Source organism: Aliirhizobium wenxiniae (genome assembly GCF_019511445.1).
GTDB classification, from domain to species: Bacteria; Pseudomonadota; Alphaproteobacteria; order Rhizobiales; family Rhizobiaceae; genus Neorhizobium; species Neorhizobium wenxiniae_A.
Genome location: NZ_JAEUAN010000012.1, coordinates 55378 through 81973, shown reverse-complemented (window position 1 = coordinate 81973; position 26596 = coordinate 55378). Strand labels below are relative to the sequence as shown.

At 54.6% G+C, this 26596-nt stretch carries 27 protein-coding genes and 1 pseudogene; 10 read left to right on the top strand and 18 right to left on the bottom strand.

What is annotated here, in order from left to right; translation table 11 throughout:
* The first annotated feature begins 82 nt into the window (after positions 1-82).
* The 4 genes from JNB91_RS16005 (at position 83) to JNB91_RS15990 (ending at position 4291) form a co-directional block, all read left to right on the top strand.
* Entirely contained in the window at positions 83-766 is a 684-nt protein-coding gene (locus JNB91_RS16005; RefSeq protein ID WP_220326515.1) for an acylneuraminate cytidylyltransferase family protein, read from the top strand.
* The gene (locus tag JNB91_RS16000) at positions 763-1791 is read left to right on the top strand and encodes an N-acetylneuraminate synthase family protein (RefSeq protein WP_220326514.1); all 1029 of its coding nucleotides are present in this window, start codon (positions 763-765) and stop codon (positions 1789-1791) included. Before JNB91_RS16005 ends, JNB91_RS16000 begins: the two co-directional genes overlap by 4 nt.
* Complete coding sequence (gene neuC, locus JNB91_RS15995; RefSeq protein ID WP_223218204.1) at positions 1788-2918, top strand: UDP-N-acetylglucosamine 2-epimerase; 1131 nt, start codon at positions 1788-1790, stop codon at positions 2916-2918. Before JNB91_RS16000 ends, neuC begins: the two co-directional genes overlap by 4 nt.
* Before the next feature lie 167 nt (positions 2919-3085).
* Positions 3086-4291: a DUF6716 putative glycosyltransferase gene (locus tag JNB91_RS15990; RefSeq protein WP_220326513.1), complete on the top strand. Its 1206-nt coding sequence runs from the start codon at positions 3086-3088 to the stop codon at positions 4289-4291.
* A 126-nt stretch (positions 4292-4417) separates the two neighbouring features.
* Here JNB91_RS15990 and JNB91_RS15985 read toward each other — a convergent pair whose 3' ends face one another.
* Positions 4418-5734, bottom strand: coding sequence for an alpha-2,8-polysialyltransferase family protein (locus tag JNB91_RS15985; protein ID WP_220326512.1), 1317 nt, complete (start codon positions 5732-5734; stop codon positions 4418-4420).
* Between the two features lie 571 nt (positions 5735-6305).
* Here JNB91_RS15985 and JNB91_RS15980 point away from each other — a divergent pair.
* Positions 6306-7187, top strand: coding sequence for a hypothetical protein (locus JNB91_RS15980; protein WP_220326511.1), 882 nt, complete (start codon positions 6306-6308; stop codon positions 7185-7187).
* A 16-nt stretch (positions 7188-7203) separates the two neighbouring features.
* On the opposite strand, the gene JNB91_RS15975 is transcribed toward JNB91_RS15980, so the two are convergent.
* From JNB91_RS15975 to JNB91_RS15935, 9 genes are all read right to left on the bottom strand, one after another.
* Entirely contained in the window at positions 7204-7599 is a 396-nt protein-coding gene (locus JNB91_RS15975; protein ID WP_220326510.1) for a hypothetical protein, read from the bottom strand.
* An 811-nt stretch (positions 7600-8410) separates the two neighbouring features.
* Positions 8411-10054 carry an FGGY-family carbohydrate kinase gene (locus tag JNB91_RS15970; protein WP_220326509.1) on the bottom strand — a complete coding sequence of 548 codons (1644 nt, stop codon included), beginning with the start codon at positions 10052-10054 and terminating at the stop codon, positions 8411-8413.
* Between the two features lie 31 nt (positions 10055-10085).
* Positions 10086-11714: a fucose isomerase gene (locus tag JNB91_RS15965; protein WP_220326508.1), complete on the bottom strand. Its 1629-nt coding sequence runs from the start codon at positions 11712-11714 to the stop codon at positions 10086-10088.
* A complete protein-coding gene (locus tag JNB91_RS15960; protein WP_220326507.1) occupies positions 11711-13213 on the bottom strand; it encodes a tripartite tricarboxylate transporter permease in 1503 nt (500 codons plus the stop codon). The genes JNB91_RS15965 and JNB91_RS15960 overlap by 4 nt, the downstream gene beginning before the upstream one ends.
* A gap of 3 nt (positions 13214-13216) precedes the next feature.
* Positions 13217-13711, bottom strand: coding sequence for a tripartite tricarboxylate transporter TctB family protein (locus JNB91_RS15955; protein WP_220326506.1), 495 nt, complete (start codon positions 13709-13711; stop codon positions 13217-13219).
* A gap of 145 nt (positions 13712-13856) precedes the next feature.
* Positions 13857-14825, bottom strand: a complete 969-nt coding sequence (locus JNB91_RS15950; RefSeq protein WP_220326505.1) for a tripartite tricarboxylate transporter substrate binding protein — start codon at positions 14823-14825, stop codon at positions 13857-13859.
* Between the two features lie 78 nt (positions 14826-14903).
* Entirely contained in the window at positions 14904-15581 is a 678-nt protein-coding gene (locus JNB91_RS15945; protein ID WP_220326504.1) for an RraA family protein, read from the bottom strand.
* On the bottom strand, positions 15582-16286 hold the full coding sequence (locus JNB91_RS15940; protein WP_223218212.1) for a FadR/GntR family transcriptional regulator: 705 nt from the start codon (positions 16284-16286) through the stop codon (positions 15582-15584). It abuts the gene before it with no gap.
* A gap of 41 nt (positions 16287-16327) precedes the next feature.
* Positions 16328-17146 carry an SDR family oxidoreductase gene (locus tag JNB91_RS15935; RefSeq protein WP_220326502.1) on the bottom strand — a complete coding sequence of 273 codons (819 nt, stop codon included), beginning with the start codon at positions 17144-17146 and terminating at the stop codon, positions 16328-16330.
* Between the two features lie 266 nt (positions 17147-17412).
* Between JNB91_RS15935 and JNB91_RS15930 the strand changes: the two genes are divergently transcribed.
* The gene (locus JNB91_RS15930; protein ID WP_220326501.1) at positions 17413-17760 is read left to right on the top strand and encodes a RidA family protein; all 348 of its coding nucleotides are present in this window, start codon (positions 17413-17415) and stop codon (positions 17758-17760) included.
* Positions 17761-17837: 77 nt separating this feature from the next.
* Here JNB91_RS15930 and JNB91_RS15925 read toward each other — a convergent pair whose 3' ends face one another.
* Positions 17838-18011, bottom strand: coding sequence for a hypothetical protein (locus JNB91_RS15925; RefSeq protein WP_223218203.1), 174 nt, complete (start codon positions 18009-18011; stop codon positions 17838-17840).
* A 187-nt stretch (positions 18012-18198) separates the two neighbouring features.
* Between JNB91_RS15925 and JNB91_RS15920 the strand changes: the two genes are divergently transcribed.
* Entirely contained in the window at positions 18199-18396 is a 198-nt protein-coding gene (locus JNB91_RS15920) for a DUF982 domain-containing protein (protein ID WP_220326500.1), read from the top strand.
* 768 nt (positions 18397-19164) lie between these two features.
* On the opposite strand, the pseudogene JNB91_RS30740 reads toward JNB91_RS15920, so the two are convergent.
* The 5 genes and pseudogenes from JNB91_RS30740 to JNB91_RS15900 form a co-directional block, all read right to left on the bottom strand.
* Positions 19165-19640, bottom strand: a pseudogene (locus JNB91_RS30740) (helix-turn-helix domain-containing protein); the annotation flags it as partial.
* Positions 19641-20269: 629 nt separating this feature from the next.
* Positions 20270-20521, bottom strand: a complete 252-nt coding sequence (locus JNB91_RS31650; RefSeq protein ID WP_220326499.1) for a DUF982 domain-containing protein — start codon at positions 20519-20521, stop codon at positions 20270-20272.
* 561 nt (positions 20522-21082) lie between these two features.
* On the bottom strand, positions 21083-21322 hold the full coding sequence (locus tag JNB91_RS15910) for a hypothetical protein (protein WP_220326498.1): 240 nt from the start codon (positions 21320-21322) through the stop codon (positions 21083-21085).
* On the bottom strand, positions 21319-21492 hold the full coding sequence (locus JNB91_RS15905; protein WP_220326497.1) for a hypothetical protein: 174 nt from the start codon (positions 21490-21492) through the stop codon (positions 21319-21321). The genes JNB91_RS15910 and JNB91_RS15905 overlap by 4 nt, the downstream gene beginning before the upstream one ends.
* Before the next feature lie 451 nt (positions 21493-21943).
* Positions 21944-22471, bottom strand: coding sequence for a hypothetical protein (locus JNB91_RS15900; RefSeq protein WP_220326496.1), 528 nt, complete (start codon positions 22469-22471; stop codon positions 21944-21946).
* 127 nt (positions 22472-22598) lie between these two features.
* Here JNB91_RS15900 and JNB91_RS15895 point away from each other — a divergent pair, with 127 nt between their 5' ends.
* The 3 genes from JNB91_RS15895 to JNB91_RS15885 all read left to right on the top strand — a co-directional run bounded on the left by JNB91_RS15895 (position 22599) and on the right by JNB91_RS15885 (position 23896).
* Entirely contained in the window at positions 22599-22949 is a 351-nt protein-coding gene (locus JNB91_RS15895; protein WP_220326495.1) for a hypothetical protein, read from the top strand.
* A gap of 60 nt (positions 22950-23009) precedes the next feature.
* The gene (locus JNB91_RS15890) at positions 23010-23168 is read left to right on the top strand and encodes an entericidin domain-containing protein (RefSeq protein WP_220326494.1); all 159 of its coding nucleotides are present in this window, start codon (positions 23010-23012) and stop codon (positions 23166-23168) included.
* A gap of 542 nt (positions 23169-23710) precedes the next feature.
* Positions 23711-23896 carry a hypothetical protein gene (locus tag JNB91_RS15885; protein ID WP_220326493.1) on the top strand — a complete coding sequence of 62 codons (186 nt, stop codon included), beginning with the start codon at positions 23711-23713 and terminating at the stop codon, positions 23894-23896.
* 138 nt (positions 23897-24034) lie between these two features.
* Here the strand turns inward: JNB91_RS15885 and JNB91_RS15880 are convergent, their stop codons facing one another.
* Both JNB91_RS15880 and JNB91_RS15875 read right to left on the bottom strand, forming a co-directional pair.
* Positions 24035-24676: an outer membrane protein gene (locus JNB91_RS15880; protein ID WP_220326492.1), complete on the bottom strand. Its 642-nt coding sequence runs from the start codon at positions 24674-24676 to the stop codon at positions 24035-24037.
* A gap of 694 nt (positions 24677-25370) precedes the next feature.
* Entirely contained in the window at positions 25371-25739 is a 369-nt protein-coding gene (locus tag JNB91_RS15875; RefSeq protein WP_220326491.1) for a hypothetical protein, read from the bottom strand.
* Positions 25740-26596 lie beyond the last annotated feature (857 nt).

Below are 26596 nucleotides of genomic sequence, written 5' to 3'. Positions count from 1 at the left end.
GCAGTGCAGTGCGAAAAATCAGTGTTTCAATTTGCGCAACCCTCGGCTACATCGCTTTCATATTGTGATGGGAAAACACCATATGCATTCAGATGTCGTCGCGATCGTACCTGCGCGAAGAGGTTCAAAAGGACTTCCTGGTAAGAATACCATGAATCTTGCGGGTAAGCCGCTTTATCGCCACAGCGTTGATGCGGCACTAGAAGCAGGAATATCCAAAGTAATCATTTCAACTGATATCGATGAGATATTTGACCACAAGCTTCCTGCACAAGTTTCTGTGCTGCGACGTCCTGAATCGCTGGCGGGTGACAACGTTCCGATGAAAGATGTGTTGCTTGATGTCTTCAAGCATCAACAGATTGGCGCCAGCACTATCGTGCTCTTACAGCCAACATCTCCGCTTCGGAGGCCACGGCATGTTTCAGAAGGAATCGAAAAGTTTCTTTCAGCCGAATGGACGCTCGTTATGAGCGTGTGCGAAGCGCCGTCCTCCGTGCTCAAATGGGGAACAGTGGAAAGCAATAAATTCATTCCGCTGTCTGAGCCAAGGTTCTGCTTTGCAAATCGCCAATCGTTGCCTGCAGTGTTTCGGCCAAACGGAGCACTATATGTGTTCAACTCAAAACAGTTCGTTTTTGACGAGGGTTTTAATTCTGACGCGATTGGGCCTGTGTTGATGACACAAGCAGAATCATTGGATATCGATACCCTAGAAGATTTTGAGCGATGCCAAATGGCGTTGCAAGGAGACGACTTTAAATGAGAATCGGAAATCGCGAAATCGGCCCGCAGTCACCACCGTTGGTTATTGCAGAAATTGGCATCAATCACGGTGGAAGCCTCGCCGTGGCCAAAGAAATGGTTCTTGCTGCAGCTAAAAGCGGCTGTGAAATCGTCAAGCATCAGACCCATATCGTCGATGACGAAATGACCGAGGAAGCGAAATTGATATTTCCGCCTAATGCGGACATATCAATCTGGCATGTCATGGAGCAGTGCGCGCTTTCTCTGGATGATGAAGTTCAGCTTAAGGCGTATGCGGAGAGCCTTGGTCTCATATATATCTCAACGCCATTCTCGCGGAAAGCTGCGGATTTCCTGGCTAGCATCGACGTTCCAGCTTTCAAAATCGGCAGCGGAGAGTGCGATAATATTCCACTCATTCGCCACATTGCATCCTTCGGTAAACCAGTGATTATGAGCACCGGGATGCAAACTATCGCCTCCATTAAGAAGTCGGTAGACGTCCTCGATGGTGCCGGGATTGAATATGCCCTCCTTGAGTGCACAAACCTTTATCCATCCCCGCCAGAAATTGTTTCCCTTCGAGGCGTCCGTGATCTCCAGGAGGCTTTTCCCAATGCCATTGTAGGTTTTTCTGACCACAGCATTGGTCCTGACATGGCACTCGCATCCGTTGCGCTAGGCGCCTGCATCTTAGAGCGCCACTTCACAGATACGCGCTATCGCAAAGGTCCAGATATATCCTGCTCGATGGATCCAGCGGAGCTGCGGTATCTTATCGACAGGTCCCGAGAGGTTCACATCGCTCTGAATAACGAGAAAACTCGATCAGCTGCAGAAGAGCCGGTATATCGCTTTGCGCGCAGCTCTGTTGTTGCGGAAAGAGATCTAACCCCTGGTGATGTGATCGGTGAGTATGATGTATGGGCTCGCAGGCCTGGAAATGGTGAAATTCCTGGTTATCAGCTCGATGAGCTGATCGGAAAGCGAATAAGAAAAGCACGCAACCGTAATGAGCAGCTTCGGTGGGATGATTTTGAATGAGCGTCCCAAACATGATGCGAAAAATTCTCTTTGTAACCGGAACTCGAGCAGATTTCGGAAAGCTCGAGCCGCTCGCGAAAGCGACGCGGGATGCCGGCTATAACGTTTCTTTTTTCGTAACTGGGATGCACATGCTTGAAAAGTATGGTGCGACTAAACATGAGGTGAAGCGGCTCTCCGGCGTTGATGTGCATGAATTCATCAATCAGCGCATCGGGGATTCCCAAGATATGGTTCTCTCTAAAACCGTACTGGGATTTTCGGACTGGATTTACGAGCACAAACCAGACTTGGTCGTTGTGCACGGCGATCGAATCGAAGCGCTGGCCGTTTCTCTTGTGTGCGCGACTAACTACGTCCGTTGTGCTCATATCGAAGGCGGTGAAGTATCGGGTACGATTGACGAGGTCTATCGCCATTGCAACTCCAAGCTTTCAACCTATCATTTTGTGAGTTCTGAGGCCGCAGGATCACGTGTCAAAGCGTTGGGTGAAGATTCTGAGTACATTTTCAATATTGGCTCGCCGGAGCTCGATTTCCATGCATCCTCTTCCGGCGTTTCTATTGAGGAAGTTCTTCAGCGTTATGAAATACCGTTTGCTAATTATGGCATAGTAGCTTTCCATCCAGTGACATCTGAACGCAACACTATCGGCGACCAAGCGCGCAGCCTGTTTGCAACTTTGTCCCAGAGCGGGCGAAATTTCGTTGTCATTTCTCCCAACAACGATCCGGGAAGCGAAGAGATATTCGCTGAAATAGAGAAGTTGGATCGAGCAAGGTTTCGCCATCTTCCTAGCATGCGTTTTTCCTATTTTTCCGAACTTATGAAAAATTCGAACGTGATGGTAGGAAATAGCAGCGCTGGCGTGAGAGAAGCGCCTTTCCTTGGTGTGCCGAGCTTGAACATTGGAACGCGTCAAACGAACCGGTCGGAAGCTCGGTCAATTTGCAACGTGGACGCACTAGACGCTGAACAGATAACGGGCTGCCTGAATAGGGTTTGGGGAACCCGAATGCCACGAGACGAGGGTTTTGGCCGAGGCACGGCCGCAACATCATTTGTGGAAGTTCTGAATACCCCGTTTTTTTGGAATGCACCTCTCCAAAAACACTTCAATGATTGAGTGAAGGTACGTCTTGCGGTGCCACCTCGGTTAGCATCCGAACAGACGACCCAATTGGTAGTCAGCAAGGATACTCTTCCAATCGGAACGGACCCAGGTTCTGCCTTTATGTTAGATTGGTCGACAGACCTGTTGGATAAAGTTGCCCCTATTGAGTTGGTTTCAAGTTGCAAAACGCACACCACCGTTCCAAAACAAGTGATGAAGAGGTCAAGATTGGCCCGACGAAGGCAGTCTTGGTATATGCCGCCGATTCCTACGTCGGGTTTTGCCAGATACTCTATGAGTACCTCACCCTCAAAGGCGTAGCGGTTTCGGTTTTAGAGGTGTCGGACGTACAAGAGTCGACAGGTCTCACGGAGCGTCAACGCGAAAAATGGGGCATCACCATTCCTCCGGGCGTTATCACTCGTCTAAGGTCGGACAAGCTTCTTGACTACATTTCCGCTTCGTCAGCTGATTATTTGTTTCTGGGCTTAACCGGGCGAGCGGTCTTTCGAATTTGCAAAGCTCTGCACCACCAGAAAAAAAACTCTCAGACACCCATCATAGCGACCGGATTTCCGGGATTGCAGTTTCGCCTAATGATGGAAGGCGTGATATTACGTTGCTTCGTAGACAGGCTGTTGTTTACTGATCCGACGCTGATGAAGAAGTCCAGAGCTTTCCTGTCGCTTCTGCCCTTTAGAACTGCTCAATGCATTCTTTTTGGATCGCCACGGCTTCGAGCGGCACCTGTTTATAAGCGCGCGCGTGACCGGCCGTATGTGGTGTTCTTCGACCAAAACGTAGTTCCTCAGGAATATGAAGCACGCGTTCGTTTAGCGGATAGCATCCTAACGTTAGCAGCAGAGTTCCCCGAAAAGATTTTCTTGGTTGTTGGCAGAGCGAACTCCGGGGAGATGTCATATCATTCTCTAGCGGGAGACGTGTCGATAGAGGCTCTCATAGCAGGAAGGACGCCCCAAAATGTGGCTTCTTTTTCCGGCAACTGGACAGATATCCAAGCGGATATTCATTTAAGCTTCAGCGTCTCTTCCACGGCTATCTTAGAGGCTGCGGCCTTAGGTATACCGTCCTATAGTATCGTCGTGGAAGGTGACGTGAATACACGCTTCAGCGCTCAAGCGTTCTATCGCAGCTTAGGCCTTCAACGGACGCAAGCAGAACTCGCGCAAGAAATAAGAGAGCCATGTTCCGACATGTCGACGTCAGCCGCAAGAAAGCATATGGCACCTTTCAACAAGTCGTCTCTTCCTTTGCTATTTTCTCCAGCAGAAACGGCAAGTCGTCCGGAGGCGCCAATCTTCGTTCAGAATTACCTGTTCCGTCTTTCCAAAATTGGCGATTGGATACTCTCGAAACTACGTTGAAAAAATGATGCCATATTAATGCAGCCGACTGAATTCTGCCCACGGGAACTAAAAGCTAGTTACCGATGAACCTCTTACCCAGCCACATGAAGCGCCAGAGAGCTCCTCTGACGTATTATGGTTTCCTCATTTTAAGGGATTAATCTCTCCAGGATCGTACTGCCTTACGTGCGGGATAACATCTAGAATGCGAATGTAGTCTTTCAACTGCTTAGTTTGCTGGTTTCTGATCTTCGCCCTATCCAGCTCTTTCAACAGCGCGTCTCCAATCGAAATAGCCTTCAATTTTGGCTTATGGATAGGAGCGTACACAAGAACAGACGACGACATCGAGATCACTGCAGGGCTATCGCTATACAATGCGAGATATTCCGCGGCAGGTAAGCCATCGGGCAAAATGAAAATGTTTGTAATCCCGAAATCATTGATCATTTTGGTGTATAGCTTTGCAGCCTCAACTCCTTCTCTCGGGTGGAGTTTTATTCCGATACGATAGCCGTAACGAATGGTTATTCCGTTCAGGATTTGCAGAATGATCGGCCCAATCAGCGCTGGCGAGATACTCATAGGCTGAGAGCAGAAAATCGCGGTATTATGGTCTATTTCGTAGGTGTTGATCGCCGCCCTAGCGTTAGCAATTTTTGTTCTGTCAACAAAAGTCGGAAGGAACCGACCAGCGGCTCTCCATGTGAAGTGGTCCTTAACCAGGCTCGGGTCGGCGCCATAAAATTCATCGAATGTTGTCCAGCTGGCTAAGAAAGCTGGGTATCGCTTTCGCAGCAGTCGTCTCTGCCAAGCAGACGACCTATAAACTTTTTCCCCAGTCTTGTAGAGTAGGCTCGGTAGGTCGTAAATCTGCTTTAAGGCGACGTATATCGGGTTGAGTATATATCGAAAAACGGGCTGCTGCGACCAGACGGACTTGTAGATGTCGTTAATGGAGTGCTTCCAGTCCGGGTCCCGAAATGTCTCGTATCCTTCGATCCTGCTCTTGTAAACGCTGGTACCTTCCTCAAAATACGTAGTGGGGATGCCGCGCTCTGCTGCCACTTGAAGAAGCAAGGCGTAATGGCGTTCATAGGAGCACACCAGAAGCCGCGATGGAGAAACATCCTCAAGGAGCTTGACGTAACCGTTATATGAACGCTCAGCCGCCCTAAGGGATAATTTGTTGGCGTCCTGGTGGATTTCGTGGAGCCTAACCTTCCATCCTCTGGATTCATCAATAGCTGCCTGAGTGCGCATCGGCATGGCCATGTTCTTCTTAGTGAACACGATCACAACTTCGACGTTTGTCAGGCCAAGCTGATCGGCTAGCTGATGCACACGCTCGACATGATTTATCTGAGTAACAACAAAAACAGACTTCTCTTGAGGTGACCCGATCGCGGCCGGTCGCAATGGCTCAATTCTGTCTTTCTGAAAGCGGTCTAGGTTGTCCATATCTTCCAAACTTCAATTACGAGCCACGATGGATTTATCTAAGAGCTCTAAGAACGGCTGCACATAAGGCCAAAGCGGGGGTGGCGGCATAAGAGACGGCTTCTTCGCCATCAATCGACACTCTAGCTTTACCGTCCTCCCATACGCATGCAAAGGCTGACCCTGGAAAAAGATCTGTTGCCAACCTGTAGGCAGCGTTAAAGCTGGACGTAAGGCGTGGGCAAACGATGGGGATATCTTCGCCTGGCTTAATCCAAGAGTTACGATTCCTGGCGTCCCCAGTCTTCGGCTCCACATACCGCTCAAGTTTTCGGCGCCAGCCTAGAGCACTCGCTAACTGACCGTCTAACGTTCTTGATCCCTCAGGCGCGTCCAGCAATGCTTGGATGGTTTCGTCATTCATGGTGCTTCCTATCGAGGCAAAAGGACTATTAGTTGACTTGTCCGAGAGGTTCAACATTCAATTCGGGATTGTCTTTTTCAACAGGGCAGTCAAATGTCAACTTTGGAGGACCTTGATTTGGTTGCTCTCGACTCCCCGTCGAGTCTTCTGTTCCGAAAGAGATTTTCAATGGCTTCTGAACCGCGTAACTGTCCCCCGACTGACGACCTGATAAATATCCGCACTGAAGCGTACAATCTGCTTAAGTCATCCTTGCATGCTATTTATGCCACAGATTTTATGGTTAATGGCAGCAAGTCGCTTACGATTGTATTCTCGCCCAATTCCAAGTTCATGTTGCGGAAATACGGCTTTGCAAATGATGTCCTCTACATCGCCGATAGAAAGCTTCATTATTACACCCATAATCCTGGCCGGCAGTGCAAACTTCTCTGGTCCTTCATCCAGCAGTCTGGCTACGAGGAAGTAGTTTTTCTTGGATCGAGCAAAGGTGGTACTGGCGCCCTCCTTTGGGCTTCACTTACCTCTCGGTACAGAGCAGTTTGCAGGATCACTGCCATCGCATTTAGCCCGCAGGTCCAACTCTATCCATTCAATGACAATCTCCGGCCTTTGCCTAGCTACGTAAACAATATGAAGCTTGTCGATAAAAACGAAGCGCACCGGATAAACTTCATGACATACGGCGACTTGGTCGAGATCATCGGCTCGTCTCCAGTTCAAGCGGTGGTAATATTTGGCGGAAAATCGCATATGGATGCGGTGGAAGCCTCCAGGCTGCATGCGTTAACGAACGTACTTCTTAGGCCAATTGATGTATCGTTCCACGGCTCGGTCATTCCTTTCGTCACCGAGTTGACTAGTCATGACCGCATAGTGGCGTTGGCGGACAAGCTTGCAAGCGATGCATCGGCGGATAACGATCTGAGCGCGACCATCACTCAAACGAGAGATGAGTTCGTAAGCGAAATGAAGAGAGTTCGTTGTCCCGAGCTGAATGACCTAATCGAGCAATGTGCAGGCCGCACTCGGGACGGCAAGTTCGTCTAGAAAAAGTATTACAGACTCATTTGGTTTCCGCCGCTGCAATGGTAATCACGGCTGCAACGCACAGAGCCAAAGCTGGAGTAGGCGCAGAAGAAAATCTACGGATGTTACCGATGGTCGCAGTCGCCTCGCCATTTTCCCAGCTCATTGCGACAATGTCGCCACTCGCAACGTCTACAGCCAGTTTATGAGCATCATCCAAATTGGATGTGTAATGGGGAACCTTGCCAGGTTCATCTGCTCCCGGTGGGATCCATTGAGGAGTGGTTCGAGCTGCCCCAGTGGATATGTCAGTGATAAAAGCGGCGGAACGCTCCCAACCAAGAAGTTCCGCTATGGCGATATCCAGATCGCGCGAGCCTTCTGCAGCAGATCTTAGAGCCACATAGATTTCTTTGACAGTTGGGCTGCTCACTTGAATATTCCTTATCATTGAGCGATCAGATTGCTCGCCGTGTATCGCTGACGTACCGCTGGCCGAGAGATATCACAAGCTGGGCCACCGACCAAAAGAGGCACATTTTCAAGAGAAATGATTGGACTTCTATTTGGCATAGATAGGTTGGGTTTGCAGGCGTGATCTTCATTCGGCAGAGTGCGCGGCAATAAGGGTTTGCTCCAGTTTCCTCAGCGATATTGGTCATGGCAGCGGGCCGTTTGATATTATATCGTTGCTGCACCCCTCAAGGGCATCGCATCATCTGGTTCCTGACCCTTTCCCCAATCTTCAGAATAGCCGACACTCCCGCTTGCAACTCAGGGGCAGTGTTATGGAAGCGCTCGGCAATCTCCGTGTCGATTGAATTCTTCTGTCGCCCGCGCAGCCAAGGAGAACGCGCTTTCCGTTGCTATCAAGCGGCATCCGCTTTGCACGACGCCGAAAGTTTCGCAGTCTCTCTCGAAGCTTGTTATCGAGGGTCGGGTAACATAGGTCTAATCCAGCATCCGCGCCGACAATTCCGATGTCGGCGCCGAGGCTCTCCTGCATGAGAAGCCGGTCGATGTTTTCAGGCTAGCCGACCACTTGGCCGGCTGTTTTGTGTACTGCCAGCCGGGCTGTTTTGCGGCTCAGTTAGTTGCCGGATAGTCCAGGTTCAGCCAGATGAGCTGCGGAAGTTTTGGTTTCTACTGCGAAAATCGTTGCGTGATCGATCTACAGGACTGAGAGAAGGCGGCCGCAGCCATCGAAGCGCGCGTCATGGATGTTTGGTTCATCACGCGGCAATTCATTGTTTCGGCCTGAAACGCTCCATAAGATCACGAGCGTTCCGATCCACCCGCTTCAGTTCGCCGTATATCTGGCGCTTGAGGTGGTGGAACTCGGCAATTCTGTTCGTCTGAGGCTGCACCTCGCTGGCAATAGCGCTCATGGATGATGCCGTCTCGATCAATGGCATTTGTCGTGATGCAGAGGCGGCGATGACGGCTGCGCCGAGTAAAACCGGCTCCGGCGATGATGGGATGGCGACGGTCAGGCCGGTCGCATCGGCGAGCAAGCGTCTCAGAAGCGGGCTTTTTGCTGCGCCTCCGGAAACGACCATCGTCTTGATAGGAACATCTTCCGCGGTCAATGCGTCGACGATACCGGCCGTGCCATAGGCAAGACCACACAGTCCCGCGACGAAGACATCGATGAGATTGTCCAGCGACGCATCGAGGCGAAGGCCGGACAAAGTGGCGGAAGCTTCCGGATCTGCATCCGGTGCACGATTGCCGAGAAATTCCGGCACAACATGGATATCACGCGCCAGCAGTGCCGCGTCTTCGATCCCTCCAGCCTTTAGGATTGCCTGCTGCTCCAGCCAGCCAAGCAATGACATGGATGCGGCTTCCGCTTCTTTTCGTGCAGCCGATACCGCAGGATGCATGGAAACGAGGTGATCGATCCCGGCTCCAAACGCCGATTGCCCCCCTTCATTCAGCCATATTCCCGGCAGCATCGCTCCTGAATACGGTCCCCAGATGCCCTTCACGAAAGTGGGCTCATCGGTGACGGTCATCGTGCACGAAGATGTGCCTAGAATCAGCGCCATTCGCTCACTGATCTCTGAGGGAGATCCACCCACGCGGCGGGCGGCGATCGTGCCGACGCCGCCGGCATGTGCATCGATCAGGGATGCGCCGACCGGTGTTCCAGGCAACAGACCAAGATCGGCCGCAGCCCGTTCTGTCAGCCCGCCGCCGATCGGTGTTGCAATGTCGACGATATCCTGGCCGATCCGGACGAAATCACCGTCTGCAAGATCGGAGAGTCCGGCCTGCCTAAAAAACTCCTCGTCCCAGCGCCGCTCATGACCCAGATAGGTCCATTTACAGACGACGGTACACAACGAACGAGCAAAGCTACCGGTCGCCCGCCAGCTCAGATAGTCGGGCAGATCGAAGAAATGCGCCGCCGCGTCATAGGTCTTGCGGTTGTGTTCCTTCAGCCACAAAAGTTTCGGAACTTCCATCTCCGGCGAAATCCGGCCCCCCACATAGGAGAGGACCGAATGTCCCATCTCGTTGATCCGACGCGCCTGTTCGACTGCGCGGTGATCCATCCAGACGATAACATTCCGCTGCGGGTCTCCGCCTGGGCTTGCAGGCAGAGGCTTTCCATCCGCGCTGACAATAACCATCGAGCAAGTGGCGTCGAAACCGATACCCTTGACCTGACTTGGCTCGACTGCAGCAAGCGACATTGCCTCCCTTAAGGCATCCCCGATTGCGGTCCAAATATTGTCCGAGGACTGCTCCACGACATCGCTTCCCTCTTTCCATAGGGTGATGTCGCGCTTGGCGGTTGCGAGCATCGTGCCGTCAGTGTTGAAAAGTCCCGCACGCGCGCTGCCCGTTCCGACGTCTATTCCAACGAATATATCTGTCATCGTCTTCCGCAATCAGTTTGCCGTCGTTTGTTCAGGCTGTCTGGAATGGCCGGCCGTCCGCCCGGTGACCGCAAAGCGCGACCTCCATGCCCAGTTGATGTGCCAACGTGGCCTTCGAGAGCATCGCCTCGTCCGCTGCCGCAGCGTCGGTGGCGTAGACGACCTGCACGTGGTTGGCCTTGTGGCGAGCCATCATCTGGTCACGTGTAACCCCGTAAAGCACCCCATGCATCATCGGCCACTCGCGGTTGGTGAGATCCCAGCGGCGATCTGTTTCGGCCTGTGGCAGTGTGATGGCCTTGCCTCGCCCGATATCCATTTTCAGGCGCCCGTCCTCGACAAAAACACGCGACCAGACGATTTCTCCCGGTCGTGCCACGCCGCGAAGCGTGCCGCCGCCCTTGGCGAAGAACATTGGCGGCTGGCGAACGGAATCGGATCCCCTGTAGCCGCCTTCGTGGTGAGCAGGAGGAGCTGCACCGGAAATCTCGAATACCCAGACATAATCGTCGGTTGAACCGCTGCGATCGGCATCTCCCCAGCGCAAATCGTGCAGTGTCGTTTCAACCGGCTGACCAAGCGCGCGGTGCAGACGATTGATCATCAGCGCGTCGATACCTGCGCACTCGTCCACTTCGTTGAAATGCACGACCGCTTGGCCATCGCGGATGACCTTGCCATGCGCGTCCTTCACCGGAGGCCGGTCGTCGTTGTTAAGCAGCCCCTCGACGAGATCGGACGCCGGCAGAAGATCCTTCAACCCCTGTTGATACTGGATGCCGATCGTTTCGCACCTGAACTGGTCGGCAATCCGCACCGCTGCAATATACATCCGGCATTGGCCGAGTACCTGAGCTTCAGTGAGATGTTGCGCCTCATCGGTGCCGAGGTGGAAGGTCATGCCGGCATTGAGCAGCCACTGGTAGACTGCCCTTGCGTCCTCCTCGGAAACATTGATCGCCGCGTGATACAAAGCCGACTGAGAAAGGCGCTCCTTGAAGATACCGAGTGGGAAAAACAGCTCGTCAGGCACAATGGCGTTATACATGCCCATGCATCCCTCATCGAAAATGCCCATGATCGAGCGTTTTTTCCTGAGGTCGTCGGCAATGCTTTCGGCCAGATTGCGGAGTTCCATCGGGACGGCAGCAAGGTCGAAGGGGCGTACATGCGAAAGATCATGGCTAGCGATCGTGCCGGTCTCCAACCACTCGGCCAGCTTCTCCGTGAACCACGCATCCTCGAAGTCTTCACTCCAGAGCGTCGAATAACGAACTCCCGCCTTTGTCAGCGAGCCGTTGAGGTTCAAAAGACCGACCAGCCCCGGATAAGTGCCGGACCAGTTGGCGACCGTGAGGATTGGACCGCGGTGAGCGATCAGTCCCGCAAGCACGTTTTGGGAATACTGCCAGACCGCTTCGGCAACGATCAGAGGTGCATCCGCATCGATCCCGGCAAATACCTCGATGCCTTCCTTCTGCGTGGCGATGAACCCGTGGCCAAGATCCTGCTTTACCTGATGTCCACGCTTGACGCGACCACCGAGTTTTGCGATGGCGGCGCCAAGACGCGCTTCCATGTCCGCCTGGGCGCCCCAGCACTGGATGTTTGCGCTTTCACGCAGGTCGCCACTGCAAACGAGTATGATTTCCTTGGTCATAGTGTTTCTCCGGCAATTTCTTTTGGTCGAAAGGTCTTTTTGACGGAGCCGAAGATAAACAGGCTCCACACGGCGATCGTCGCGATACCGAGAACTGCGGAAATCGGACGCTCGAACAGGCCTAAGACGTTTCCATTGGTGATGATCATCGATGTCGTGAAGTTCTGCTCAACCAGCGGACCGAGAACGATACCGAGGATAATCGGCGCGATGGCAAAGCCAGATTTCTCAAGGAAGAAAGCGATGACACCGAGGGCGAGCATGATGGTGACACCGAACATCGTGTTATTGATCGAGTAGGATCCAACGATGCAGAACAACAGGATAGCCGCATTCAGAAGTGCGCGCGGTACCTCGAATATCCGTCGAGCTGACCGCGCTGCGATATAACCGAGCGGCAGCATGAGGATGTTGGCAATGACGAAGACAAGCATCACTGCGTAGAAATTCTGCGGATTGCTGGTCAGAAGCTGCGGCCCCGGCTCCATGCCCTTCATGACCAAGACACCGACGGCAATCGCAGTCACCGCATCACCGGGAATGCCGAACACCATGGCCGGGATCCAGGAAGAACTCAGTGCGGCATTGTTGGTAGCTCCCGCTTCGACGAGCCCCTCAGGATGCCCCTTGCCGAACAGTTCCGGCGTCTTCGATGTCTTCTTTGCCAGCGAATAGGTGACCCATGCGGCTAGGTCGCCACCAACCCCCGGCAAAGCGCCAATGAGACTGCCGATTACTGAACCACGGATCTGGTTCTTGCGATACTTCCACAGGCAGGCCAGCACGCCCTTGAATGGATTTCGGACATTGGCCTGTGGCACGCCCAACCTGAAGCGCCGGCCTGTCCGCATGACTTCGGCAAGCGCAAACATACCGATCATCGCAGGGATGAAGCTGATGCCGCCGGTCAATTCCGAGACGCCGAAGGTGAAGCGCGGCGTGCCTGTCAGCGGGTCGACGCCGACCTGCGCGATGAGAAGGCCAAGCAGCAAGGATAATCCGCCTTTGGCAACGCCGCCAGACGAAATGAGCGCAGCACAGCTCAAGCCGAGAACCGCCAGCCAGAAATATTCGAAACTGGAGAAGCCGAGCGCGAACTTGGCGAGCGCCGGAGCCGTGAACATCAGGAACACGAAGCCGAACAAGCCGCCGAGGACGGATCCGATGACCCCGATGCCGATGGCAAGTCCTGCCTGGCCTTTCTGGGCCATGCGGTAGGAATCCTCGACATAGGCGGCGGAAGCCGGCGTGCCTGGAATGCGCAGAAGCGTTCCCGGCAAGTCGCCGGCCGTGATCGCCATTGCCGTCGAGGCAATAATCGCAGCGATGGCGGGAATAGGCGCCATGTAAAAAGTCAGCGGCACGAGCAGAGCCGTTGCCATCGTCGCCGTCAGCCCCGGCAGGGCGCCGACGAAAAGACCGAATATGGCCGAGGCCAAGATGACAAGAAGGGTCTCTAGATTAAAGACTAGAGAAAGCGCTTCGACAAATGCATTCATGGCTTAACCCCACAATCCGGCTGGTACCGGAACCCGCAACCCGTAGACGAAAAGAGCGTAGGTCAGGCCTGTCATAATCAGACCGAAGATGATTGCCTGTAGCCAGGAACCGCCGCCAAGAAGCACCATCGCGACGACAAAAATCGTGCCCGTGATGAGGAAGCCCAGCACCGGCATGAATAAGATCACGGCCAGGATCGCCAGCAGCAACAGCGGATTGTAAAGGCGATCGATCAGGGTTTCCGGCTCGTCATCACCGTTGACCGATGCGTCATACAAAGGCTCCTGTGGCGGGAGCACGTTGCGCTTCAGCCACGTTTGCACAAGCATGACGAGGCCAAGCAGCAGCATGGCGGCACCGGTTACGCTCGGAAACAGGCCCGGTCCGACAGCCATACCGGGCATGGCTTTCATTTGCAGAGCGCCAGCCAGGACATAGCCGCCGACGAGCGTGAAAAGGATGGATATTACTAAGTCGAGTCGATTGACCGTCGTCATGCGAGTTTCTCCTCCCGGAGGTATTCGCAGGGGTCCCCGATAGAACGCAGTCTGCCGTTATTGAACGCCAGATTGACATTCGACGAAGCCGTGCCTGAAGCGGTAGGGGTGAATGGCCCGGTGAAGGGCCATCCGGGGCAACAGATCAGTTTGCCTTGATTCCGGCAGTCTTGATCGCGGCGCCGAAAGCCTCGTCGCGCTGTTTCAGATAGGCTTCGAAATCCGCTCCACCCTTCCAGATGACGCCGAAATTACGACCATCCATGAAGGTCTTGAACTGGTCGCTGGTTACGACCTCCTCAAGCGTTGAGGCCAGTTTCTTCTGAACATCTTCCGGCAACCCCTTCGGCGCTCCGATACCGCGCCAGCCCGAGACTGCAAATTCGATACCGGCTGCCTCGCTGATCGGAGGAACATCAGGCTGCTTCGGATTTCTTTCGTTTCCTAGATAGGCGAGGGGCCTTATTTCACCGGCATCGACGAGAGCTTTGGCTTCCGGAAACTGCGAAATTGCGACGCCGATGGCGTTGGATGCCAGGAGCTGCAGCGAAACGGTCGCACCGTCAGTCGGTACCCAGAATACCTTGTCCGCTGGCGCACCCAGAAGCTGCACAAGACTGATCCAGGCAATGTGGTTGTTCCCGCCAAAATTTGCCCCGCTTGCCTTGATGGCCGAGGGATCTTTTTTGATCGCTGCAATCAGGTCGTCGATTGTCTTGTAGGGCGAGTCTGCCCTTACGAAAATCGCCGAAGGATCCGCGTTGTAGAGGCCGATCGGCGTAAAATCTGTGTAAGTGAGATCGGACGAGCCAACGGATTTGTACATCGAAAGCTCGGTGGTGATGACACCGATCGTATAGCCGTCGGGTGTCTGGGTTTTCAGTTCCTGATGTCCGACGATACCACCTCCGCCCGTGCGATTGACGATGGTGATCGGCTGTCCGAGCTTTTCTTCCAGCAAGGTCGCGATGATGCGCCCGCTTGCATCTGTTCCGCCGCCGGCGGCCCAAGGAATGATGAGCGTGATCGCCCGTTCCGGATATTCCGCCAATGCCTGACCGGAAAGCGCAACAATGGCGCATGCGGCGAGTGCGGCCTTCTTAAAAAATGACATTCCAATCTCCTCCCGATTAAACCGCCTCCACGCGGCCGTTGAACACGGTGAGGCGCAAGCGCCCCACCCTTGAACACGTCAGACTGGGCCGGTTGAGCCGAGCGGCCAGACCTCCCTCAGCTTTTCTCCCGACAGGATTCGCTCGCGGCACCGAGCCTCACCCTCACCATTGCGATCGGCATCATCCGCGATCACTGCGACAAGCTCCTGGGGAATGACGACAACGCCTGAAATGTCTGCAAAGATCACATCGCCGGGGCGCACTTTCACGCCCTTGATGTCGAGATCGACCTGCGCTTCCTGCGGCTCCATGCGTCCGGAAACACCGACCGGGCTCACGCCGCGGGCAAAGAGCGGGTAATCAAGCTTTCTGACCTCAGCCAGATCGCGAACCGTGCCGTGCACGATGGTGGCGGCCGCACCGCGCGTCTTTGCGCCGGTCGACATAAGTTCGCCGGTGCCTGAACCTTCGGCGCATGACGAATCCACCAGCAGGATGCCGCCCTTTACGACGGAATCGATTGCCCCATGGTAGACATCCTGCGGCTGGCCCTTGCGGCTGCTCGGCGCATAACGAACGGTGGAAACCGGACCGCAGATGACCTGGCCGGGCTTGAGCATTCCGTAAAGGGAGATCCCCTCCAAAAATCCGTAGAAGCCGTGATTGTCCATCACGTCGTGAATATCGCCCGAGTACCAGCGCGAGAGACGCTTGATCGCATCCCAGTTCACGGTGCTGTAGTCATAAGCAGTCATTCAGGTATTCTCCTCCCGATTTCCAGATCTCATCATGGCCTGCTCAAGGTAGGCCAAGCTGTTGTCGATATGCTCGCGCATCGCCAATCGGGCGCCTTCGGCATTGCCGGCCACGATCAGGTCGTAAATGTTCTCGTGTTCTCCCAGACCATCTCCCAGGGTCTTGCGCGGCACGCGGCTCGCCACACGGATCACGTCGGCGATCAATGCGTGAAGATTGCCATGCAGCGAGGTCAGAATTTCATTGCCAAGTGACTGAACCAGCGCGCGGTGGAACGATGCATCGGCCTCTGTGAACTGGGAAAAGTCATTCTCGCGAACGGATTTCCGCATGGCATCGAGCGCAATCGTCACACCGTCGTTGAGTTGCCCTTCCCCCGAAGCCAGCCGTACGGCCACCTCCAGTTCGATCATCCGGCGAACATCCATGGCCTGAACGAGATAGGAGATATCCCGGGCGAACAGCGAGCCGACTGAAGACACGAGGGCGTCCATGAAACGTCCCACGTCATCACGTACCACTTCTGCGCGCTCACCATGGCGACGCCGCACGAGCCCCTTGGTTTCGAGGATCTGCAAAGCTTCGCGTACGGACCTGCTACCCACGCCAAAACTGCGGGCGAGCTCTGCTTCCGAGGGAAGCCGCTCACCGACCTGCATTTCACCATTGAGGATGCGGGTCTCTATGTCAGAGACAACCTGCATATGCAGCTTGCCCCGGTCATGCGCAGATATGGCGACAGTTCCTACCATGCGGTGAACCCACCATCGACGACGACATTCGAGCCGGTCATGTAGGTCGAGGCATCCGAGGCGAGGAAACGGATCACGCCGTTATACTCGCCCTTTTCGGCTTGACGCCCAAGCGGGACCCGCTCGAGGAAGGCATCGATAAATTCCTTATCGAAACTGCCGGTTTTGACGCCGCCGAAGGAGATGAGGTTGCAACGCACGTTCTTCGGCGCCCAATAGGTCGCGACGTATCGAGTGAGGTTCAGCAAGCCTGATTTGGAAGCGGCATAGGAGACAGCCTTGATGAACGGCACCCCGTCACGCTTCTCACGGTAAGCGTAGAGCGCCTGGTTCGGCGACACCATGCCGTAGATCGAGCCGACATTGATGATGCTGCCCCGCCCTTCTTCAGCCATGCGCGAACCAACAACCTGGGAGCACAGCATGACGCCGGTTAGGTTCACATCGATGATTTCGTCCCAGTACTTTTGCGGATAGGTCTCGAACGGACCGTTCTGATCCGCCATGCCATCCGGCTTGCTGTCGATCCCGGCATTATTCACCAAAGCGTGCGGGACACCCCAATCGGCACAAAGCGCATCGGTCGCAGCTTCAAGAGCGTCTTTGTCGGTCACGCTGGCGAGATAGACCTTGAGCCAACCATCGTGTCCGGGGAACTTTTCATCGAGCAATTTGGCGTCCACGGCCCGGCGGCTGAAAATAGCGACCTTGGCTCCAGCCGCCAGAAGCGACGACGCAAACTCCGTTCCGAGCTGCCCAAGGCCGCCCGTCACCACGATTACCTTGCCCTCAACGCTAAATAGGTCGCCCATAAAACTCCTCCATGTTCCTCAACTCATGACATATGACATATGTCATGAGTAAGTCAAGCTTTCGTCTTCCTCTTGCGAAAATGCCGCGGACGACCGAATTGAGTGGAGGTTTGTGCTATCGGCGCCCGGTCATTCTGAATTTCAGTGACTCAGCCCGCCCTTCGAACCAGCCTACCCAGCAGGACCGGCGCTTTGCTCCTCGAAGTCTTCCAAATTCGCGATCACCGTTCTACAGGTCCGGCTCCCCACAGCAGAAGGACGTCATCATGATTGAAAGAATTGGCCTCACCGATCGCTGGAGCGATGCGGTTGTTGTCGGCAACCTGATTTTCCTGTCCGGTCATATTGCCGAGAAAACCCGTGGCCAGTCCGTGAGAGTGCAAACGGAAGAGGTTCTGCTCGACATGGAAGACACGCTGGCCAAGGCCGGCGTGACCAAGGACAATCTCGTCAGCGTCAACATCTTCCTCGCCGACATGTCCGGTTTCAACGAGATGAACGAGGCCTGGGACGCCTGGGTTTCGAAAGGTCATGCGCCAGCGCGTGCAACTGTTGAATCGCGCCTCGCTCATCCCGACTTGGCTGTCGAGATGACGGCAGTGGCCGCGAAGTAGCGACAATCAGCCGTCGAGCGAAACCGCCGGCTCCTCCCTCCGATAGCCGAGTTTTTCGGAAATCTCGTTGGCAGCTTTCAACAGATGATTGAGATCGTTTTCGCGGTTGCGCCCGCATCCTCCCGCTTGTGATTGTCATTGGCCGCGACCAGCGATCCGGCGTCATTTACGTGCGGTCGCATCTTAGCCGCGTCGTTCAGCTTCTCGAATGCAGCGCGCGTGCCGCGCGGCAGGATCTTGTCATGCACCATTTCAGGCGCTGCGCCCTTTCCTGGGAATGGGCCGCCTACGTTTTGAAACCGTCGCATCGATCTCCTCTTCGGTTTGAGTGAATGCTTTCTGCGGAACCATCGGGTTGCAGGCGTGTTTCCGATAAGACGAGGGTTCTGACGATCGGAGACATGCGTGTTTTGGGACAAACCCGTTTCGGTAAATGGCATGCTTATTTTTGGCCCGAAGGAAGCGGCACGCTTCCTGGTCGACTGGCCGCATCCCACTAATCTTAGTTTCGCCACGGCGGTTGCTTGCATCCATCGAGCTCTCGATGGCCGGGCCTCGCCCGATCATGCCCGCGAGTTGTTCGAGGCTGCTGTGGCAGCTGCAGCCCCATTAGCCGCTGGAGCGAAAAATGCCTGATCCAACCATGATGATCGTCTTCGCCATCGTAGTCCTCCTGGCCATCGGCGTTTGGACCTTCGTAATCCTACGCCGGGGTAAGATACGCCGGCGTCCATCGGTCGAAAGTGACCCCGCGTCGGCCACGAGAGATTGGATACAGCGAGAAGCACAAAACAGCGGATCGCGCCGTCCGCTCTGAGGATTTGCATGACGACCTACCTCCCAATGATCGTTCTTAGTGCTGCGCTACTATTTGCCCTTGGTGCCGCGGCCTATTTTACAATTCGCAAGTGGCGCCGGAGCCGGGCACCGACGCCGCAGACTTCTCCAGAGAGGGTCACCGACGAGTGGATGGTGCGAGAAGCCCACAATGCAGTCGATCAGCGGGCCTCACGGAAGTACGGCGCCCATCCCGGGAAATGATCCAAAACGGCGCAGCTTGGTAACCAGTCGTTAATGCAATCTTCGGCATAGTCACTGGCAGGGGACTTTGCTGGAGTTTGAAATGCGTATAACTGGCGCTGTCCTCTTAGTAATACCCATGATGGCATGTATCGCATTGGGCGCTTCCATTCTTTGGGAGCGCCCTTCGTCGATCGATTACACTTTTACCAGTAGCATTCCTTAGGCTGCTGGCCTTTCATGCCAGTTGGCAAGGAATCGTTGCCAACTGGCAGCGCAACTCATGCACTTTCTGCATCGGTTGGCAGCGTGGCCCGGTTTCCGACCGGAGCCGGTGCTTCCAACCGGCTGGGGTTACAGGGGGTGGAAGGAACACCCAGTTGGAACCGGTTGGTCGCTCAAGTGAGAGACCAGAAGCCCTCCGAAGCAATCCCAGGAATTGAAACAAGCTCTCCGATACTGGAGGAGATGCGGAAAGGCCTGATGCCTTCTCGCATCGTCGCACAGTGTATTTCCGGCCTTTCAAGGTACACATCTGTGCGGTTTCTCGCGTTTCTTCCGCAAGTCGCCCAACACGTCGCGTTCACGCATCAGATCGAACTGTTCTGCATACGCGGTTCCAAGGAAATAAAGTCGTCGACTGAGAAACACTCTTCCATCGCCAGCCTGGTAATCGAGCATGCCGTTGCCGAGCAGCAGATTGACGAGTTCGCAGACAGAAGAGGTGGGCCCCCGATCTCTGCAGCAATCTCGTTCGGCCGTATCGGTTGGCCTTTTACATGCAGGAACTCAAGCGTCTCTAAGGCGCGATCCAGTCCTCGTGCACGACGTGGTCCCGAGTTACTGGCAAGAGTATCTATCACATCGTGGAACACCGAAACAGTACGCCCAGGAAGACGCCACTGTGGGAGCAACTGAACCCGCTTCCTGACATCAAGTGAAAGGCGGGCCGGACCAAACACGGCCCGGCCCGTTCAACTGTCCAAGAGGGGGTAATGACAGCTATCGAAGTATGGTCGAAATTGCTTGCGCGAGGCTGCTCACTTCCAAGTCCAATATCGACTGCCGTTATCATTAGACGGTTCTACGAATACGTGATCCAAGATTTCGTCAGCATAAACGTACACAATATCGGGCTTCGATGGGCGAATGGGTGGCGGTACATTTTTAACGGGTGTCTTCGGGCGCTGCCGAAATGTAAGTCTCGGAGAACGGACAGTATAAAGCCTTTTGCCTGCCATAATATTCCTCGCGATTGAACGAGGTAATATTCAGGTAACTATCTAGAACCGCAAGAGACTAATCGGATAATGGTAAGCGTAAAGGGTTAATTCTGCTAATGCTGCCCTGACACCAAAAGCCCTGCTACGCTTCGTGATCGTAGCAGGGCTGCCTTATTCTCAAGTAGGCAACAAGAGTATGGCGGCTACAAAACATCGAATGAAGCGGAAGGTTCCGCCAGCCTCCTGGCTCCCGGCTAGGGCGTCCCTCACTGCTCGCGCACGAAAATATCCGCTTCAGCCGCAGCCTCAATAAACGCCTTCCGAGCCTCGCTTGGCGGCTTAGATCCTTCCAGCACGGCCAGACATGTCTTTCTCGCTTTTCCGTATTGTCGCCCGCGATCGAGTGGCCACTGACTAAGGAGCATCCTCGCAGCTTCTCCAGTGTTTGTCACAGTCTTGTATTTTCCTAGGGTGCCTATCTCCAGAGTGACGGGCTTACTCCAATATTTCGGATCCATGACGCGATACCTCCAGTGGCTGAACCGGGCAGGGGCACGGCTGGTTCCATCACATCATCGAAGCGGCAATCTATTCGCGTAGCGCTTTCGAACGTTCAACTCCTCGCCACCTTTGGCGGCTTGCCAGTGTTCCGGCTTCTATCCACGGTGCGGCATACTGATACGGCGCTTGAACCCGTCTTCTCCATGAGCGCCGCTTGACCACATGAACTCGTTCTTGTGCGTGTGCGTCGTCAGGTCTCGCATAATGTGCCCAATGTAGATCGACGCGACATAGCAGATCGAGTAATCGTGGCCTTCTCCGGGCCACGTCACCCGCCGTTGCTAGGTTGGATGCCAGTCCATATCACATCAGCATGTCCGCAACCCCGGTCGCGGCTAAACGCGCCTCACCGTGCCGCGGCAGGCCACGATAGAGCCGAGGTTGATGATCCGAGCAAAACCAGTGAGTGACGGTTCGGTTTTCCTCAAAGCCGTAGCAGCCCCAGGCCTTACAGCCATCGTGCTCGCAGTAGTGATCAACGATAGCGAAGCCGGTGCGTGCTGATCTACCCTCATCGCTCATCGGCGTTCATCCATCAGAATGTTTGCGGTCAGAAGGCAAGGGAAGCAAGCTTCGCAGCCGTCCGTGCCCCGGCGATCGCATCCGATGGCCAAGATCCGGCGAAGTTCGACGAACTCGATGGCTGCGCCGAACTTCTTCACTAGAGCCTTGCGATCGTAGACGCCGTGGCGGTCACATCGGCGACAGGACATGTCGATCTTCTCGGCGCGGTAGTCGCTGAGGCGTGGAAGGCTCATTGCAAGTTAAGGCGCAGTTGGATGCCCTTCGGAATGGTAGGACGCATGACGGAGGCAATCTGCACTCGCTCGTAGACTTCACGCCGTTGCTTTTCTTGCTTTTCACGCAGCGCGCGCGACGCGGCAACAACGGCTAAGGCTCGAGATACAACTTCATCGGTACGGTTCATCTGCACCTCCATTATGTTCTCTTTTTGTTCTCACGAATGACACCGAAAGTCAACGGTCATCTGCATCTGCCTGCGATGTAGTGAGGTGTCGCGAGAGTTTGAGTTCGAGGGGGACTTAAACTCTTGTCGGGGGACGGGGACGACTCTCGCGACGTTCATACAATGCGCGAGGCCTCTATCAGTTCCGTGAGAAGCGGCCAGAGCTGCGCTTGGCGCGCTCCGGCCACACTCGTCCCCACGAGAACACGACAGCATGTTACGAAAGTGCGGTCATCATTACAAGCGCCCTGTTCGTCACCGCGGACGGCACTCTTTTTGTTTCGAGGTCGGCTGACATTAATCAAAATGTAGATCTTAGGCGGCGATGAGCATCGTAGCAGGCCTAGATCGGGACGCAATATCGCTACACCCTTCCGGTCTCCTAAGGAGTGCGTAAAACCTACTCGAACTCCTACATTCTGATGAACCCGTGCAAACAGTTTCGCAGATCTGAAACGGCGCGGATAGAAGGATAAAGAGGTAAAATTTGCCTATCGTGCATCGGAGGTATTCGAAGAACTGAAGGCCTCTGGTCCACCAAAAGATGCTTCGTAAGCAGTAGGCCCAATTCAGCATCAAGGCTCCCCTGACCTTCGCCCTGCCGACACTGCCGGTTAAGAAGCCGTCCCTTCGCGAGGGGCGGCTTCTCCTGGTCGACCCTATCTGTTGGGCATCCAGATCTTGCCTTCCCCTCCAGCGCGACCGTCTCTACGATCCGACCGATCGGCTTTCTCGCGCCAACCGTCGCGCCGACGCTCGCTTCTCTCCCAGTCTCGGCGGCCACGATGGTCATCTCGCCGTGCGTCCCGGTGACGGTTCCAATCGCTCCGCTCATGGTGTCGACGGTCCCAATCTCTATGTGGCCGCTCAGCACGATAGACGTAAGAAGGTCCGTTATATCGGCTGTATCCTCGGTCGTAGGTTGAATAGCCGCTCTCATTGACACAGCCGGCCAGTGTAAGACAGGCCATAGCTGCCGCAGCGAGCGTAGATAACTTCTTGAGCATTCGGGTAACCCTCCATTTGATCGGCACGGAAACGGGCGTGGTGTTGGAACGTTCCGGCAAGTGAAGCTGATTAAGTCGGGTTCGGAAACTTGTGCCGGTCATTTTTTCCTTATTGCGGAACGAAAGTTGCGGCCGCCGATTATGACGGTCACAACGGGAGATTACGTGATGATGATCATACACGATTGGATTGACGACCGCCTTGAAGAGCGTCGGTTTGCAGCCTTGCCAGCAGGCAATGAGCACGATTTCGCGATGCTCGCGGGCGTCCTTAGGGCGGAAGCCGAAGCGGCAGGATACAGCGCAGATCGTCTGGTTGAGGCGTGCGACGGTGACGTTGTGGCGTACCTTATGTCTCGGCAAGTGCAGTCAGTTTCTGCTGAGGGCGCGAGTGTAGATCTAACGCCCTGAGGTATGGTCACGGCGCTGGACCCCTCTATTTATGAATGGGTCAAAACTGGAGAGGATGTCATGAAAAGAGCAATTATCACTGTATTCGCCCTCGCTTTTGCTACCGGCGCGTTGTCGTCCTGCGGCAACACCATCCGTGGCATGGGGCAGGACACGGCTAACACCGTGAACGCCACGCAGGATGCCGGCAACCGTGTTGGAAATGCTGCTGCCAAGTGAGGCGGACAAATTGACGAAAGGCGGCAGAGATGCCGCCTTTTTTATTGTCTCGACCGGCCGATTCACCAAACACCGAAGCCAAAAAGGGCGAGGCAAACGAGCGCAAGCGCCCGGTCGCAATTCCGATGTTGGCACGGAGGTTCCGCGCACTGTCTGACCCAGTGCGCGCTCCAGTGGCATTACCGTGCAACCGCGCCGGGCGGTGTGTCGCGCGCACGGTTCTCAACAAATATAATCGGCCCTCGTATAGACGAGGGACACTAGGAACCTTCCGATTCACCACGAATCCAAGGAGCGTCGGGCTACAGAGCATCTGACGTCTTTAGTGGGGCCCGCCGCGTAGCGGGGGATGGGCTCGCGGATATCCCTAAACTACGCGTACTGAGACGCCGTGGTGAAAAACCGCCACCCCAACACCAAACAAACGACTAAATAACTGATGTGATGGCGGGCAAGGTGTCCGCTGTTCCACCGCACTTTCGGGATATCCGGTCCTTCGCCGGACACCTCCCCATTGAAAAAAAACATGAAATTCAAACCAAATGGACTTTTTTGTCGGTTATGATAACTGCGCATACCATATGCAGCCCCTGCCGCGCAGGCTCTTACCTGCCCTCGCTCGCGATGAGTTGGCGGCGCATAAGCTGCACGTGGCCGAGACCTACATCAACAAGGCTGGCATGCGCGAGACGGCAGAACAAATCATGGAGGCTATCCATGGCGTATAGCAGGCCGTCGACCACATGACGGTACGCGCCGATCGCATCGTTGAAAGCCTGCCGCGCCGTCCACGCGGACCAACTGAAGCGTAGCGAAAACAAAAAAAGGGCCTCATCTAGAGGCCCTTATTATTTGGCAGTTTGGTATCAGAACTTGACCGCGATGCCTGCCTTGACGACGTGCTGGTCGATGTCCACGTTGACACCGTCGAAGTCCTTATCACCGAAGTCGTTGTAACGATATTCGCCGCGGAGGAAGACGTTGTCAGTGACTGCGAAATCAACACCGGCGCCGACGGTCCAGCCGTGGAACGTCTCATCATCATCGCCAACCGGCGTGTCGAGGAATGCGCGCGTGGCAGTCCAGCCGCCCGCAGCATAAACCAGCGCGCGGTCGAAGGCATAGCCGACACGGCCACGAACCGAGCCCGCCCACTTGGTGCCTGCGTCAACGCCATCTATGCCAAGGATGTTGTCTTCCTTGTTCCAGTTATAGTCGACATCGCCTTCGATACCCATAACGAAGCCGTTGCTCATCTGCCAGTTGTAGCCAACAAAGCCACCTGCGATAGCGCCGTCGAAGTCTTCGTCGATGCTGGCGCCACCGGCGCTGAAATCACCATTGCCCCAGCCGTAGCCGGCGGCAATACCTGCATAGGCGCCGTCCCAAGAGAATACCTGGGTTTCAACGGCGACTGGCGCGCTTGGAACTTGGTCGACTGCGTCTGCTGCGTAAGCCGCGGTCGAGGCGGAAAGCGCAAGCACAGCAAAAGCAATAGTTTTGGTCATATTCAGCCCTCTCATCGAACTAGTAATGGATAACTATGCTGATCAGCAGATAGAGTCTGTAGCATTTGAGCAACTGTCGACGTGTAGCTGGCTTTGTCATTTACCGTACAAAGTACTCGAAAGCACTGAGCAAAATAAGGAAGCCATCAGCGGCGTGAAGAGTTCCTTGACGCCATGACGCTCCGCATTGTTCGTGTGGTTAAAGGGCAGCCTAGGGTGCGTTACCAGGAGTGATATATATCTTCTGCCCGCGAGCGTGACACGTTATTTCGACGGGTTGGCAATGGGCGCTTTCCCATCCGTGTTGCCAAAACGGTCAGTCATCCAGGCTTGCGCAGCGTAGAAAGAAAACACGATAACCAAAGTATCGGAGAAAGGTGACTAGGGGACGTTGTTCAAGAAATCTCATGAAAGCTAAACAGCGTCCGCTTCCATCGTGTTCCACATGCAGGAATATCATCTTTGAAGGGAGGGGCCGACCCGCGACGACACAACCGACTTACCAGAGTCAGCGGTTGCGTTTTCGATGTAGATCAATTTCTGAAGCCAAGGTTTAATATCGAAAAAGCCCCGCTACAACTTCGTGGGAGCAGCGGGGCTTTTTACCCAGCCCCGGAGCGGACAAAACAGGGTGTGGCGGTTGTTAAACAGCGGACGCGGCAAAAAGTTCCGATTTTCGCACACAACCCTGACATCAAAAGCCCCGCTGCGGCTTTGGGATCGCAGCGGGGCCGGCCCTATTCTCGATGTGTAGGCAACAAGAGTCTGGCGCCCCTAAAACAGCGAGTGGAGGAAAAGGTTCCAGGTTTACGCCGTCCCAGCGAGCAATCTGCATTCCTCGACGAGTCGCGCCTAAGTGGTGTCTTCGGCAAAACCAGACTTGCCAATCGGTGCCACGGAAAATGCCCGAGAAGGCGCTCGTTTCGAGCATCGCAGCGGCCTGCATGGACTCTGTGTAGGCATCGATATTCTCGACGATATGGTCGATAAGCTCGCCATTGGTGATGTCACGGATGAATGAGAGGGAAGCGGATGCAAATCCAGCGTGTACAATTTCGTCCATATCTGCAGTTTCCCTCAACCATAGACAGACACAGCGTTAGTTTGAACCAACGAAAATTTAACCGAACTAGAAATCCCGCCTTGATTAGTGTGATGTATTCAAGTCTGCTTATGTTTAAGTGTCGATGGTGACGGTGGCTCATGAAAGAGTTAGCAGAGCGCCTTGCTCAGAATTCGAAAATTTCCAGTGATCGGTTGGCGTCCGTCTCATCCTACCTCAAAGTTAGATTACGAAAACAGATTAATGAGAAGCGTCCGGTACATTTCGTTTTGTATCGGGACATGCGTATAATAGAGTTGGCGCTTAGCATCCGAGACCCGAAAAGACAACATCGCTGGCATCTGTAACGAACGGGTTCGTGAATAGCGATCCTGATGAGATAAAAACACCGCCCTGACATCAAAAAAGCCCCGCTGCAAATTCGTGGCAACAGCGGGGCTTGTTACCCAACCCCGGAGCGGATGCAATAGGGTCTGGCGACAGTCAAACGGGGAGGGCAATAAAAGGTTCCATTTTCGTGCCGCCGCCCTGACATCATTTGCGAGCCGGCTTTTTCTGCGGCCGCTGAGGTGAACTCGGCGCGAAAGGCTAGGCACTGCGTCATTTACTTTTAGTGAAGTGGCCGGAGTCGATTGGCCTTCAAAATCTCGATCCGGCCTTCGCCCTGCAGCGCATATAAAACACGGACAAGTTCGTTTTGGTTGTACCCAACACTGAGAGCCTTCATCGATGCGATCGCCGCTTGGGTAAGGGGCGAAGTCGATGGAGATGCGGTGTGACAGGGAATGGGGGTCGCCACCTTTAGCTGGTGCAATCCATTGGAAGTCGGCTCCATTTGCGAATTGCTAAATGCTGCC